At 31.8% G+C, this 13,818-nt stretch carries 12 protein-coding genes; all 12 read left to right on the top strand.

Annotated elements, in window-relative coordinates; genetic code table 11:
• Positions 1 to 15 precede the first annotated feature (15 nt).
• Positions 16 to 2,769, top strand: a complete 2,754-nt coding sequence (gene ileS, locus AJ936_RS07810) for an isoleucine--tRNA ligase (protein ID WP_070274290.1) — start codon at positions 16 to 18, stop codon at positions 2,767 to 2,769.
• Positions 2,763 to 2,873 carry a hypothetical protein gene (locus AJ936_RS07805; RefSeq protein WP_002870558.1) on the top strand — a complete coding sequence of 37 codons (111 nt, stop codon included), beginning with the start codon at positions 2,763 to 2,765 and terminating at the stop codon, positions 2,871 to 2,873. The genes ileS and AJ936_RS07805 overlap by 7 nt, the downstream gene beginning before the upstream one ends.
• The gene (gene gatA, locus AJ936_RS07800) at positions 2,870 to 4,231 is read left to right on the top strand and encodes an Asp-tRNA(Asn)/Glu-tRNA(Gln) amidotransferase subunit GatA (protein ID WP_070242932.1); all 1,362 of its coding nucleotides are present in this window, start codon (positions 2,870 to 2,872) and stop codon (positions 4,229 to 4,231) included. The genes AJ936_RS07805 and gatA overlap by 4 nt, the downstream gene beginning before the upstream one ends.
• 9 nt (positions 4,232 to 4,240) lie before the next feature.
• Positions 4,241 to 5,698, top strand: a complete 1,458-nt coding sequence (guaB, locus tag AJ936_RS07795) for an IMP dehydrogenase (RefSeq protein ID WP_002870560.1) — start codon at positions 4,241 to 4,243, stop codon at positions 5,696 to 5,698.
• On the top strand, positions 5,695 to 5,868 hold the full coding sequence (xseB, locus tag AJ936_RS07790; RefSeq protein ID WP_002853034.1) for an exodeoxyribonuclease VII small subunit: 174 nt from the start codon (positions 5,695 to 5,697) through the stop codon (positions 5,866 to 5,868). The genes guaB and xseB overlap by 4 nt, the downstream gene beginning before the upstream one ends.
• Entirely contained in the window at positions 5,861 to 6,637 is a 777-nt protein-coding gene (locus AJ936_RS07785; RefSeq protein ID WP_053872961.1) for a carbon-nitrogen hydrolase family protein, read from the top strand. Before xseB ends, AJ936_RS07785 begins: the two co-directional genes overlap by 8 nt.
• An 11-nt stretch (positions 6,638 to 6,648) precedes the next feature.
• On the top strand, positions 6,649 to 8,622 hold the full coding sequence (locus AJ936_RS07780) for an LTA synthase family protein (RefSeq protein ID WP_070274288.1): 1,974 nt from the start codon (positions 6,649 to 6,651) through the stop codon (positions 8,620 to 8,622).
• Between the two features lie 63 nt (positions 8,623 to 8,685).
• On the top strand, positions 8,686 to 9,984 hold the full coding sequence (gene murC, locus AJ936_RS07775; protein WP_074486932.1) for a UDP-N-acetylmuramate--L-alanine ligase: 1,299 nt from the start codon (positions 8,686 to 8,688) through the stop codon (positions 9,982 to 9,984).
• The gene (locus AJ936_RS07770; RefSeq protein WP_002870565.1) at positions 9,977 to 10,327 is read left to right on the top strand and encodes a hypothetical protein; all 351 of its coding nucleotides are present in this window, start codon (positions 9,977 to 9,979) and stop codon (positions 10,325 to 10,327) included. The genes murC and AJ936_RS07770 overlap by 8 nt, the downstream gene beginning before the upstream one ends.
• Entirely contained in the window at positions 10,317 to 12,527 is a 2,211-nt protein-coding gene (locus tag AJ936_RS07765) for an endonuclease MutS2 (protein WP_079264234.1), read from the top strand. The genes AJ936_RS07770 and AJ936_RS07765 overlap by 11 nt, the downstream gene beginning before the upstream one ends.
• Positions 12,524 to 13,225, top strand: a complete 702-nt coding sequence (locus AJ936_RS07760) for an NAD-dependent deacetylase (protein ID WP_070274286.1) — start codon at positions 12,524 to 12,526, stop codon at positions 13,223 to 13,225. Before AJ936_RS07765 ends, AJ936_RS07760 begins: the two co-directional genes overlap by 4 nt.
• Positions 13,218 to 13,817, top strand: a complete 600-nt coding sequence (locus tag AJ936_RS07755) for a LysE family translocator (RefSeq protein ID WP_002870568.1) — start codon at positions 13,218 to 13,220, stop codon at positions 13,815 to 13,817. Before AJ936_RS07760 ends, AJ936_RS07755 begins: the two co-directional genes overlap by 8 nt.
• Position 13,818: the final 1 nt, after the last annotated feature.

Raw genomic sequence — 13,818 nt, 5'->3', positions numbered from 1 at the left:
AATTAGGTGGAAAAAATGGACTACAAAGAAACTCTACTTTTGCCCAGTACTAGTTTTGCTATGCGGGCGAATTTAGCGGAACTTGAACCGCAAAGATTTAAAAAATGGTTTGAGCAAAATTATGCTTATGAAAAAATGAAAGAAAATCGCAAAAATGCGAAAAAAAGTTTTACCTTACACGATGGCCCCCCTTATGCTAACGGACATATCCATATAGGACATGCTTTAAATAAAATTTTAAAAGAAACTATTATCAAAACGCATTATTTTAAAGGTGAGAGTGTGCGTTTTACTCCAGGGTGGGATTGTCATGGTTTACCTATAGAGCAACAAGTAGAAGTAAAGCTTGGAGAAAAGAAAAAAAGCTTAAGTAAAAAAGAAATTCGTGAGTTTTGCAGACAACATGCGAGTGAATTTGTAGATATCCAAAGAGAAGAATTTAAAAATTTAGGCATTATTGCAGATTGGGATAAGCCTTATTTGACTATGAAATTTGAGTTTGAAGCAGCGATTTATAGAACTTTATGCGAGATTGCTAAAAAAGGCTTACTTTGTGAGCGTTCTAAACCTGTTTTTTGGAGTTGGGCGGCAAAGTCAGCTTTAGCAGAAGCTGAAGTAGAATATCAAGATAAAGAGGATTATTCTATTTTTGTGGCTTTTGATTTGGATATAAAAGCTTGTGAAAAATTAGGCGTTTCAAAAGCAAGTGCAGTGATATGGACAACTACGCCTTGGACTTTGGTGGCTAATCAAGCTATAGCCTTAAATCCTAACGAAAATTATGTGATCACTAAAGAAGGTTTGATTTTTGCAAGTGCTTTACTTAAAAGTATGGTAGAAAAAGGACTTACAAGTGGAGAAATTCAAAAAGAATTAAACGCAAAAGAATTTGAAAAACTTGAAGCTATCAATCCTTTAAATGGAAGAAAATCTGTTTTAATTATGGGCGAGCATGTATTGATGGATGGTGGAAGTGGACTTGTACATACTGCACCAGGACATGGCGAAGATGATTACTATGCTTGTTTGAAATATGACATTGAGGTTTTAATGCCTGTTGATGATAGCGGATGTTATGATGAAACTTTAAGAGCTAAAGGGCTTTTGCCTTCTCATTTGCTTGAAGAGTTTATAGGTCTTCATATTTTTAAGGCCAATGAAAAAATTTTAGAACTTTTAGGCGAAAAACTTTTACATTCTTCTAAATTTATACACTCTTATCCATTTTGTTGGAGAACGCATAAGCCTGTGATTTATAGAGCTACTAAACAATGGTTTATTTTAATGGATGAACCAAAACTTCAAGGAAAAACTTTAAGAGAGTGTGCAAAAGAACAACTTTTAAAAACAACCTTTTATCCGCAAAGCGGAGTAAAAAGAATAGGTTCTATGGTGGAAAATCGACCAGATTGGTGTATTTCAAGACAAAGGGACTGGGGAACGCCTATAGCCTTTTTTAGAGATAAAAACACTAAAGAAGTGATTTTTGATGATGAACTTTTTGACTTTGTAGTAGCTATTTTTGAAAAACACGGTGCTGATGCGTGGTGGGAGTTTGAAATCAAAGATTTAATTCCTGAAAATTCAAAATATAAAGCTGAAAATTTAGAAAAAGTATATGATATTTTAGATGTTTGGTTTGATAGTGGAAGTACTTTTAATGCAGTTTTAAATAGCGGACTTTATGATGCAGGAGAAAAAAGAGCAAGTATGTATTTAGAAGGAAGCGATCAGCATCGGGGTTGGTTTCAAAGCTCTTTGCTTGTAGGTACAGCGATCAATGAAAGTGCACCTTATGAAAGTATTTTAACTCATGGTTTTACTACGGATGAAAAAGGGCAAAAAATGTCTAAATCTAAAGGCAATGTGATTGCTCCTGAATATGTAGCAAAAACCTATGGAGTTGAAATTTTAAGACTTTGGATACTTTTAAGTGATTATTCAAGTGATTTAAAAATTTCAGACAATATCTTAAAACAAGTAGGCGAACAATACCGCAAAATAAGAAATACTATAAGATTTTTACTTGCTAATACAAATGACTTAAAAGATTTAGAAGTTAAAGAATTTAGTTTTATTGATAAATGGATATTAAGCCGTGCAACTAAAGTTTTTAAAGCAAGCAAAGAGGCATTTTTTGCTTATGAATTTGCTAAAGGTTTTAGTTTGCTTTTAAATTTCTTAAGTGCGGATTTAAGTGGGATTTATCTTGATATTAGTAAAGATAGGCTTTATTGCGATAATGAAAATGCTCAAAGAAGAAAATCCGCTCAAGTGGCTATGGCTTTGATAACAAAAGAGCTTTTAAATTTACTTGCTCCAAATTTAAGCTATAGCGTAGATGAGGCTTTAGAACATGCCAATGTTTTAATCAAAGGCGATGCAAAAGATGTATTTGATCTAAGTTTAACTCAAGATTTTGATTATGATTTTGGTATAGATGATACATTTTTAATGAGTGCTAGAGAGAAATTTTTTGAACAAATTGATATGCTTAAAAAAGATAAAATCATTAAATCTACTTTGGAATTAAATTTAAACATCAGTTTTAATAAATTCCCAAATGAGGAATTAGCCGATTGGTTTATGGTAAGTCAAATCAGTAATGAAAATGAAGAAATTTTGGCTGAATTTGAAGTAGAGAATGAGAAATTTAAAATCACCAAAGCTTCACTTTGTAAATGCCCAAGATGTTGGAAACTTCAAAGTAAAGATGAAGAAACGCCTTGTTTAAGATGTGAAGAAGTTTTAAAAGGGATTCAATGCTAGAAAATCCTATTTCAAATAGTATTATCATCACAACTATAGCGGTGGTTTTGGCTTTTAGTGCTTTAGCGGTATTTTTGATCAAAAAAACAAAGGAAAATAAATGACAACTTTAAAAGAAGCTTTAAAATACTCCAAAGAAGAACTTGAAAATTTAAAAAAAGAACTCAATGAAAAAGCAAAAAAAGAAAAAAAAATAGGTGCTTATATCGAACAATTTTTAGATAAGGACTTAAGTGTTTCAGGTGAAGGTGTGCCTGTAGCCATAAAAGATAATATCAGTGTAAAGGGCTGGGAGCTTACTAGTGCGAGTAAGATTTTACAAGGTTATATCGCTCCTTATGATGCAAGTGCGATTGTTAATTTAAAGGCTAATGGTTTTTCTCCTTTTGGGCGTTGTAATATGGATGAATTTGCTATGGGAAGTTCAACAGCGAGTTCTTGTTATGGAAAAACTTTAAATCCTTTAAATTTTGAGCGTGTTCCAGGTGGGTCAAGTGGTGGAAGTGCTGCTGCGGTAGCGGGTGGCTTGGCTTTAGCAAGTTTAGGTTCTGATACAGGAGGATCTGTACGCCAACCTGCGGCTTTTTGTGGTTGTGTAGGATTTAAACCGAGTTATGGAAGAGTGAGTCGCTATGGTTTGGCTTCTTATTCTTCAAGTTTGGATCAAATCGGGGTTTTAACGCAAAATGTAGAAGATGCGGCAATTTTATATGATGCGATCGCAGGATATGATAAAATGGATAGCACGAGTGCAAATATCGAGTTTATCAAAACCGCTCCAAATTTAAATGCAAATAAAAAATTAAAAATTGCAGTGATTGAAAATTATGTCAATGATGCAGATAGCGAAGTAAAAAACGCACTTTTAAAAACCATAGATATATTAAAAGCTAATGGACATGAGATTGTATATAAAAATTTGCTTGATTCTAAGTTTGATATCGCAGCGTATTATATCATCGCAACAGCTGAAGCAAGTGCAAATTTAAGTCGTTATGATGGGGTGCGTTATGGCAAGCGTTCTGAAAATATCCAAAATTTAAAAGAAATGTATGTAAATACACGCAGCGAAGGTTTTGGCGAAGAAGTAAAAAGAAGAATTTTGTTAGGAACTTTTGTTTTAAGTAGTGGATATTATGATGCGTATTATATCAAAGCACAAAAAGCTAGAGCTTTTATCAAGGCAAAATATGAAGAAATTTTGCAAGATTGTGATCTTATTTTTATGCCTGTAACTCCTACAACGGCTTTTAAATTTGATACTCAAAAAAGCCCTATGCAAACTTATTTAGAAGATGTTTATACTATCTCTGTAAATTTAGCAGGACTTGGAGGCATTAGTGTGCCTGTTGCAAAAGATAAAGAAGGGCTTAATATATCAGCACAACTGATTTGCAAAGCTTATGATGAACAAACCTTGTTAGATGGGGCTTTAAGTTTAGAACAAATGATTAAAAATTAAGGATGAAAGATGAAAATTGTAAAAAGAGCTTTAACTTTTGAAGATGTATTACTGCGTCCTGGGTATTCTGAAGTTCTACCTAAGGAAGTAAAAATTCACACTAAACTAACAAAAAATATCACTTTAAATATGCCTTTAATCTCTGCGGCTATGGATACAGTTACTGAACACAGAGCTGCTATCATGATGGCAAGACTTGGAGGACTTGGGGTAATTCATAAAAATATGGATATAGCTTCACAAGTTAGAGAAGTAAAAAGAGTGAAAAAAAGTGAAAGTGGAGTGATTATCGATCCTATTTTTGTAAGTCCTAAAGCAAGTGTTGCAGAGGCTTTAGAAATCATGGCAGAGTATAGAATTTCAGGTGTTCCTGTAGTAGATGAAGATAAGAAACTAATAGGCATACTTACCAATCGTGATTTAAGATTTGAGAGTGATTTTTCAAATTTGGTTGAAAATGTTATGACTAAAATGCCTTTAATTACTGCTCCAAAGGGTTGTACTTTAGATGATGCAGAAAAAATTTTCAGCACCAACAAAGTAGAAAAACTTCCTATAGTTGATGAACAAGGACGCTTGGAAGGACTTATCACTATAAAAGATCTTAAAAAACGCAAAGAATATCCTGATGCCAATAAAGATAATTTTGGAAGATTACGCGTGGGTGCGGCTATAGGAGTAGGGCAAATGGATCGTGTGGATGCTTTAGTTGAAGCAGGCGTTGATGTTGTTGTGCTTGATTCTGCGCATGGACATTCTAAGGGTATTATTGATACGATAAAAGCAATTAAAACTAAATATCCAAATTTAGATCTTATCGCAGGAAATATCGCTACTGCAGCCGCAGCAAAAGCACTTTGTGAAGCAGGAGTAGATGCGGTTAAAGTAGGTATTGGGCCAGGAAGTATTTGTACTACGCGTATTGTTTCAGGTGTGGGTGTGCCTCAAATTTCGGCCATTGATGAGTGCGTGGAAGAAGCAAATAAATTTGGCGTTCCTGTCATAGCTGATGGCGGGATTAAATATTCAGGTGATATTGCAAAAGCTTTAGCTGTGGGTGCGAGTTCTGTTATGATAGGATCGCTTTTAGCTGGAACGGATGAAAGTCCAGGAGAGCTTTTTACTTATCAAGGAAGACAATATAAGTCTTATCGTGGTATGGGTTCGCTTGGGGCTATGCAAAAGGGAAGTTCGGATAGATACTTTCAGCAAGGTACCGCTCAAGATAAACTCGTTCCTGAAGGTATAGAAGGGCGTGTTCCTTATGTGGGAAGTATAAGAAGCGTGGTGCATCAACTTTTAGGAGGTTTGCGTTCTTCTATGGGTTATGTTGGGGCTAAAGATATAGAAGATTTTCAAAAAAGAGCTGAATTTGTTGAAATTACCACTGCAGGGCTTAAAGAAAGTCATGTACATGATGTTACTATCACTCATGAAGCACCAAATTACAAGGTTAATCATCAATGAGTTTTGAAGAAAATTTAAAACACGCTAATGAATCTTTGGAAAAATTAAACAATCAAGAGCTTGCCTTAGATGAAAGTGTAAAAATTTACAAAGAAGGTTTAGAGAGTATCAAAAAAGCAAGACTTGAGCTTGAAAAAGCAAAATTAGAAGTGGAGCAAATCGATGAGTAAAATAGCGGCTTTACAGTTTCCAACTTTAGCTTTAAGTGAATCAAGGCTCGATTATTATCTTAAAGCTTCAAAAGACAATGGGGCAAATTTGGTAGTTTTGGGCGAATATGTGATCAATAGTTTTTTTACAGAACTTTTACACATGCCAAGAAATATGATAAAAGAACAAAGCGAAGCCAAAAAAGAAAGTTTAATTAAATTTGCTAAAAAATATGAATTAGAAATCATCGCTCCTTATGTAAGCGTTGAAGCTAAAAATTATAAAAAACTTTGCTTAAAAGTTGCTCCAAATGGTGTTAAAAGCTATGAACAGCAAATTTTAATGCCTTATGAACATTGGAATGAAGAAAAATTTTTCAGCAACAAAACTCCATCAGAATTAAAAATTTTTACTTTTAATTATGAAAAATTAAAATGTGCTTTGCTTTTTGGTTTTGAGACGCATTTTGATATTTTTTGGCAACAGATTATGGCGAAAAAAATTGATTTGGTTATCGTTCCTAGTGCTTGTACCTTTGAAAGCAAACAAAGATGGGAAGAACTTTTAAAAACAAGAGCTTTTTTAAATTCTACAAGCATTTTAAGAGTAAATCGCATAGGCAAAACAAAAGATGAGTGGAATTTTTACGGTGATACTCTGTTTATCAACGCTTTTGGTGAGATAGAAAGTAGATTAGGTTCTGAAGAAGAAATGCTTATTATAGAGCCTAAAAAAAGTGATGAAGCAAGAAAACTTTGGGGTTTTGATAAAATTCTTAAGAATTTTTAAAGAAGGTAAATATGAGAAAAATTTTACTTCAAATTTTTATTTTTAGTGTATTATTTATAGTAATTTTTACCATTAATCGTATTTTAATGCAAAATTCTTTCATCCCTACTGGTTTAATTAGTGATAAAAATGAAATCTTTTTAATGTTTCTTTTAGGTATTTTTCATGATATAAGATTTTTAAGCGCAGCATTTTTGCCACTTTTACTTTGTGGTTTTTTAAGTTTAATTTTTTCTAATATAAAAATAAATAATAAGTTAGTAATATATAGTAAAAATTTTTATTTCATTTTTTCAAGCATTTATATAATTGTTCTTTCTTGTCTTTGTATAGGATTTTCTTATGCAAAATACTATTATTACGAAATTTATAAGACTAAATTTGATATTTTTATGTTTACTCTAAAAGATGATAATACAAAAACTATTTTAAGTATTATTTATCATGATTATCCAATTTTAAAAATTTTAGCTTTAATGTTGATTTTTGGAATTTTTTGTATTTTTTTAAATTTGAAAATATTAAATTTAAAGTTAAAACCTATTAATTTAAGATTGTTTCCCTTGATAGCTTTAAATTTAATATTAATTATTGTTTATGTTATAGCCTTAAGGGGTCCATTTAAGCACGTGGCTATAAATGTACAAAATTATTCTTTTAGTGAGTATAGTGTTGTAAATGATACAATGTTAAATCCAATTATGGCATTTTCTTGGGCTTTAAAACAATATAAAGAAGAAGCGGCTTTGAAGGTTATCACACCTTTGAAAGCACAAGAACTTAAAGAAAAACTTTTTGATTATTTGCATCAAAGTCCTATAAATCTAAAAGCTGAAAAGAATCATCCTAGTGTATTTGTTAACTTAATGGAAAGTTTTGGGCTTAATTTGGCTGATTTTACAAATACAGAACATAATTTTTTGGGTTCGTTAGATAAACATTTTAAGCAAGATTTTTTATTCAAACGTTTTTTGAGTTCTAGTAATGGAACTATACCAAGTTTTGCAAACTTATTTTTTGTAAGTCCATTTTCTAATATTTCTACAAGTAAATTTCAGAAAACTTATTTAGATTTAACACCTATTGCTGTTTATAAGAAAGCAGGATATAAGGTGATTTTTGTAAGTGCAGGTAATGGATCTTGGCAAAATATTAAAAATTATCTCAGTATTTTGGGAGTAGATGAGATTATAGATGAAAATATTTTAATGAAAGAGTATAATGGAGCAAAAGATAGCGAAAATGGTTATGGGATTGCTGATGAGTTTTTATATAAAAAAGTTTATGACTTACTTCAAAAAAATCCACACAACACCCTTATAATTGCTCTTACTATTTCTAATCATCCACCTTATAAAATTCCGCAAAATGATTTGCCAAAATTACAAAACATTCCACAAACTTTGCTTAATATGCTTCCTTATGAAAAAGATAAACAAGACAATATTATCAAAGCTTATGTTTATGCAAACAATGAATTTGGAAAATTTCTAGATAAAGTAAAACAAAGTCCATTTAAGAATAGTGTCATTATAGCAGCAACTGGAGATCATAGAGTACGCGAAATGAGTATGGATTTAAATTCCCAAAAAGCTTTTGCTTATAGCGTGCCTTTTTATCTTTATATTCCTAAGGATTTGCAAGATAATATTTATTATGATAAGAATCGTATAGGATCTCATAAGGATATTTTTCCAACTCTTTATGCTTTAAGTTTAAATAATGTTAAGTATTTAAGCGTAGGCGGAAGAAATATATTAGCAAGACCAAGTGATGAGAAATTTGAATTTGGGATCAACGATGCTGTATGGATTGATAAAAATGGAGTATATAGCGGTGCTAAGGGGTATTATTTTGAAAATAATAATACCTTAAAAGATACAAATCATGCCTTTGAGCTTGATGAATACCATAAAAATTTCGCTCAATTTTATAAAGAATTAAATCTTTATCAATTAAGTCAGCGTCTAGGCATTTCAAAATAGGATTTATATTTTCTTTTTAGTAAAAAAGTGCTAAAATTTAGCCTTTAAAGTATAAAGGTTTAAATGATGCAAAATATCCATTTTATCGGCATAGGTGGTATAGGAATTTCCGCTTTAGCAAGATTTTTAAAAGAAAAAGGCTTTAAGATTAGTGGGAGTGATCTTAAGGAAAGTAAAATTACTAAAGAACTTGAAAAAGAAGGGGTTAAGGTCAGCATCCCTCATCATAAAGACAATATTTTAAACAAAGATTTAGTTATTTACTCTGCTGCAATTAAAGAAGAAAATCCTGAATTTAAACACGCTAAAGAATTAGGCATTAAATGTCTTTCACGCAAGGAGGCCTTGCCTCTTATTTTAGAAGATAAGTGTGTTTTTGCAGTTGCAGGAGCACATGGAAAAAGCACAACTTCAAGCATTTTAGCTTCTTTGCTCGATGATGCTTCTGTGATTATCGGAGCGATTTTAAAAGAATTTGGTTCAAATATGATTTATAAAGAAAGCCAAAACCTTGTTTTTGAAGCTGATGAGAGCGATAGTTCTTTTTTAAATTCAAATCCTTATTTGGCTATAGTTACCAATGCAGAAGCAGAGCATTTAGATCATTATGGCAATGAAGTTTCAAAACTCCATCATGCTTATGTGGAGTTTTTAGATACGGCTAAAATTCGTGTGATTAATGCTGAAGATGAGTTTTTGAAAAATTATAAAAATGAGTCAATCAAGCTTTATCCGAGCAAAGATATCAAAAACTGCACCATGTGTATAGAAAATTTCAAACCTTTTACAAGTTTTGAGTTGAAAGATTTAGGTGAATTTAAGGTTTTTGGTATGGGATATCATTTAGCCCTTGATGCGTCTTTGGCGATTTTGGCGGCTTTAAATTTCTTAGATATAGAAACGATAAGAACCAGGCTTAAAAATTATCAAGGTATTAAAAAGCGTTTTGATATTTTACATGCTGATGAAAATTTGGTTTTAATTGACGATTATGGTCATCATCCTACCGAAATAAAAGCGACTTTAAGTGCAGCACAAGAATACGCAAAATTAGGTGGATATAAAAAAATCACAGCCATTTTTGAACCTCACCGCTACACGCGTTTGGCCGCAAATTTAAAGGAATTTGCAAAGGCTTTTGAAGGTGTTGATGAGCTTGTAATTTTACCTGTTTATGCCGCAGGAGAAGAGTCTATAGAACTTGATTTAAAGGCGGTTTTTCCTAAGGCTTTGTTTGTAGAAGATATTAAAAGAGAGGGTAAATTTTTGGTAGCTTCTAAGGGGCAGGTTTTTGAAGAAGGGCTTATTATAGGTTTTGGTGCGGGAGATATTAGCAATAAATTAAGGCAAAAAAATGAGTAGGTTTTTTTTATATCTTTTAATTATCTTAATTTTAGCCTTAATCACTTTTGCTTTGCGTGAAAAATTAGGCAAAAAAACCAAACCTTTTTTTTGTATTTTGCTTGTGATTTTTATCATTTTAGCGGTATTTTTTGAATTTGAAAATACGCAAAAAAGTCGTTTAAGAACAGATATTATCGTAGCTTTTAATCAAAATAAAAATATTTTATGTAAAGATATCAATGTTTCTAAGGCGTATTTTAATTATGAATTTGGTACAGGAAGTTTTATTTCAAAAGATAATAATCAAAGTTTTAATTCTTTAATCATAGATATTAAAGATTGCAGGTTAAATGATGAATGATGCAAAAGAAGAATTGATCTCAAAGCTTGATTTAAACGGCTATTTAGAAGAATTTAAAGGCCTTTTTGCAAGAGATAAGGAGATTTTTTTGCAAGGAGATTCTAATCTTCATTTTAAACGCATACATGAGCTTTGCGAGGTGGAATTTCCTGCTATGCCAGAGCTTGGCAATCTTGATAAAGCCTTAGTGCATTTAAGTAAGCAAGGAATTTTGCATTTAGATGAAATTTTTGAATTTGTAAAAATTTTTCGTTATTTTGAAAAGCTAAAAAAAATAAAATTAGGAACAAATTTAGACTCTTGGTTGCAAAAGATAGAATTTGTTAGCGGGGCTTTGGAGCTTTGTTTGAATTTCGATGAGAAAGGAGAATTAAAAGAAAGTTTAGATGAAAGACTTGTAAATCTTAATGCCGCTCTAAGATTAAAAAATGAAAGCATAATAGCTGAGTTTAAGAAATTTTGCTACACAAAAGCTTTGATGCCTTATCTTATCGATACACAAATCCATCTTATAAACAATCTTGAAGCCTTGCTTGTAAGAGGTGGGTTTAATCATGCTATTAAAGCAAAAATCATAGGCAGGAGTAGTAGTGGCGGCTTTTATATCGTGCCTTTAAGTGTTGAAAATTTGCAAAATGATATAGAAAAAATCAAAAATCAAAAAGAAGAAATTTATTATGAATACGCTAAAAATTTCTCAGCTTTTTTAGCAAAAAACCTACCTTTTTTAAAATTTATCAATACAGCCTTTGATCTTTTTGATCATTATAGTGCTAGGGTTTTGCTTGCTAAAAAAAGGGATTTTGAATTTGTTTTGTGTGATCAAAGTACGGATTTAGTGCTTAAAAATTTCGCTCATCCTGCCTTAAAAAATCCAAAAAGCGTGAGTTTGGAATTTAAAAAACAAGTTTTAATCATCACAGGGGTAAATGCAGGTGGAAAATCCATGCTTTTAAAATCCATGCTAAGCGCAGCATTTTTAGCTAAACATCTTTTGCCTATGCATATAAAAGCAAGTGAAAGTAAAATCGGCACTTTTAAAGAATTTGATGCCATCATAGAAGATCCGCAAAATGTTAAAAACGACATTTCAACTTTTGCAGGAAGAATGTTGCACTTTTCCAGGCTTTTTTCTAAGAAAAATTTGCTTTTAGGTATCGATGAAATAGAGCTTGGAACAGATTTTGAAGAAGCGGCTTGTTTGTATAGTGTGTTAATTTCAAAACTCATAGCTAATAATCTTAAAATCATCATCACCACGCACCACAAACGCCTTGCCATGCTTTTAGCAAAGAATGAGCAAGTTGAACTCATCGCTGCTTTATATGATGAAGAGCTTTCACGCCCAAAATATGAGTTTTTAAAAGGTACTATAGGAAAATCTTATGCCTTTGAAACCGCTTTGCGTTATCAGATTCCGCCGAATTTAGTTAGCGAGGCTAAAAAGCTTTATGGCGAGGATAAAGAAAATTTAGAAGAGCTTGTGGGTAAAAATATCAATCTTGAATTAGAATTAAAAGCTAAGCTTGAAAATGTCGAGAAAAAAGAGCAAAAAGTCGATGAAATTTTACTTTCCTTAAAAGAGCAAAAAGAAAAAAATGAACAAGAATTTCGTACGAGTTTGAGAAATTTAGAATTTAAATTTCACAAAGCCATAGAAGAAGCTAAAAAAACCATACAGCTTAAAGACACAAAAGACAAGCAAAGAAGCCTTAATAAAGCCAATGAGCTTAAAAAAGAAATCATTTTGCCAAGTATGGAACAAAATGAAGAATTGCGTGTGGGAGATTTTGTAAAATATGAAAAAATTAAGGGTAAAATCATAAGCATTTCTAAAAACGATGCTATGGTTGAAAGCGATGAGATCAAACTTCGCGTGCCTTTAAAACTGCTTAAAAAAAGTGGTGCAATGCCAAAAAAAGTAGCAAAAACAAGTATAAGCGTAAGTAAACCAAGCAATCTAAGCGTAACTTTGGATTTGCATGGACTTAGGAGTGATGAGGCTATTTCAAGGCTTGATAAATTTATTTCAGATGCTTTGATAGCGGGATTTGATGAGGTTTTGATCTATCATGGTATTGGCACAGGAAAGCTTGCCTTTGCGGTAAGAGAGTTTTTAAAAACTCACAAAAGTGTCAAAGGCTTTAATGATGCACCGATCAATCAAGGTGGTTTTGGTGCTAAGGTGGTAAAATTATGAAAAATATAATGATATTAAGCGGAGCGGGTTTGTCTGCTCCAAGTGGGCTTAAAACTTTTAGAGACAATGATGGACTTTGGGAAGAATACGATGTGATGGAGGTTTGCTCTGCAACAGGTTTTAGAAAAAATCCTAAAAAAGTACTTGATTTTTACGATGCAAGAAGGGCGCAACTTCAAAATGTAAAGCCAAATTATGCTCATGAAAAAATCGCACAATTAAAAGAAAAATGGGGTAAAAATCTTTTTGTCATCACGCAAAATGTAGATGATTTGCTAGAGCGTGCAGGGTGTAAAGATGTGATTCATTTGCATGGCTTTTTGCCTGAACTTCGCTGCTTAAAATGCGAAGAAATTTTTAATATAGGCTATGAAATAATCACAGATAAACAATGCCCAAAATGCAAAAGCAAGGATTTAAGACACAATATAGTCATGTTTGAAGAGCAAGCTCCTGCTTATGCTACGCTTTATTCTTTGTTAAATCAAACTTCGCTTTTTATCAGCATAGGCACAAGTGGGGCGGTTTTGCCTGTAGGGCGTTATGCTTCAATGTGTGAAAAAAGTATTTTAAATATCTACGAAAAAGATGCGAATTTAGAGCGGTATTTTGATAAAATCTACATAGAAGATATTATAAGCGCTATTGATAAAATCGCACTTGATATAGAAAATTTTATGAAAGATGGTAATGTTTGATTCTTTTTTAAGTGGAGTTTTTTTGGGCTTTGGAGTGAGTGTGCCTTTTGGACCTGTAAATATTTTGATTTTAACTTATGCACTAAAAGCTTTTAAAAATTCCATAGCTGTAGGACTTGGAGCATTTAGTATAGATATGCTTTATCTTTTTTTGCTTCAATTTGGGCTTTTAAATTTTTTAGACAATGTTATTTTTATGCGTTCTTTGGCGATTTTTGGTTTTTGTTTTTTAACTTATATGGCGTACTTGATGCTAAGAAAAAAGAAAGAAAGCTTAAATTTAGAGCATAAAGAATTTAAAGAAAGTCTTTTGAAAAGTTATATTAAAGGAGCTTTTTTAAATGGTTCAAATCCTTTTGTGATAGGATTTTGGCTTAGTGCTGCAAGTGTGGTTTTAAATAGTGATCATGCTTATTTGATGACTTTAGGGCTTGTTGTGGCTATACTTTTTTGGGTAAGTGCTTTAGCCTTTGTGGTGGCAAGATATAGTCATATTTTTAGTGCAAAAGTTGTTTTTATAATCAATATAATTTCAGCTATAATTATAGAGTATTTTGCTCTTAATTTATTATATAAAACTTTCTTAGGATAAA

This window comes from Campylobacter sp. BCW_6877 (assembly GCF_001762445.1).
In the GTDB taxonomy this organism is placed as follows: domain Bacteria; phylum Campylobacterota; class Campylobacteria; order Campylobacterales; family Campylobacteraceae; genus Campylobacter_D; species Campylobacter_D jejuni.
The sequence above is the reverse complement of the archived record's forward strand: the minus strand, read 5'-3'. Positions and strand labels throughout refer to the sequence as shown.

Excerpts from the sequence above, each read along its gene's own strand:
- AJ936_RS07760 (WP_070274286.1), top strand. The coding sequence starts at position 12,524 with ATGAAAAATATAATGATATTAAGCGGAGCGGGTTTGTCTGCTCCAAGT.
- ileS (WP_070274290.1), top strand. The coding sequence starts at position 16 with ATGGACTACAAAGAAACTCTACTTTTGCCCAGTACTAGTTTTGCTATG.
- xseB (WP_002853034.1), top strand. The coding sequence starts at position 5,695 with ATGAGTTTTGAAGAAAATTTAAAACACGCTAATGAATCTTTGGAAAAA.
- guaB (WP_002870560.1), top strand. The coding sequence starts at position 4,241 with ATGAAAATTGTAAAAAGAGCTTTAACTTTTGAAGATGTATTACTGCGT.
- AJ936_RS07785 (WP_053872961.1), top strand. The coding sequence starts at position 5,861 with ATGAGTAAAATAGCGGCTTTACAGTTTCCAACTTTAGCTTTAAGTGAA.
- murC (WP_074486932.1), top strand. The coding sequence starts at position 8,686 with ATGATGCAAAATATCCATTTTATCGGCATAGGTGGTATAGGAATTTCC.
- AJ936_RS07765 (WP_079264234.1), top strand. The coding sequence starts at position 10,317 with ATGATGAATGATGCAAAAGAAGAATTGATCTCAAAGCTTGATTTAAAC.
- AJ936_RS07805 (WP_002870558.1), top strand. The coding sequence starts at position 2,763 with ATGCTAGAAAATCCTATTTCAAATAGTATTATCATCACAACTATAGCG.
- AJ936_RS07780 (WP_070274288.1), top strand. The coding sequence starts at position 6,649 with ATGAGAAAAATTTTACTTCAAATTTTTATTTTTAGTGTATTATTTATA.
- AJ936_RS07755 (WP_002870568.1), top strand. The coding sequence starts at position 13,218 with ATGTTTGATTCTTTTTTAAGTGGAGTTTTTTTGGGCTTTGGAGTGAGT.
- gatA (WP_070242932.1), top strand. The coding sequence starts at position 2,870 with ATGACAACTTTAAAAGAAGCTTTAAAATACTCCAAAGAAGAACTTGAA.
- AJ936_RS07770 (WP_002870565.1), top strand. The coding sequence starts at position 9,977 with ATGAGTAGGTTTTTTTTATATCTTTTAATTATCTTAATTTTAGCCTTA.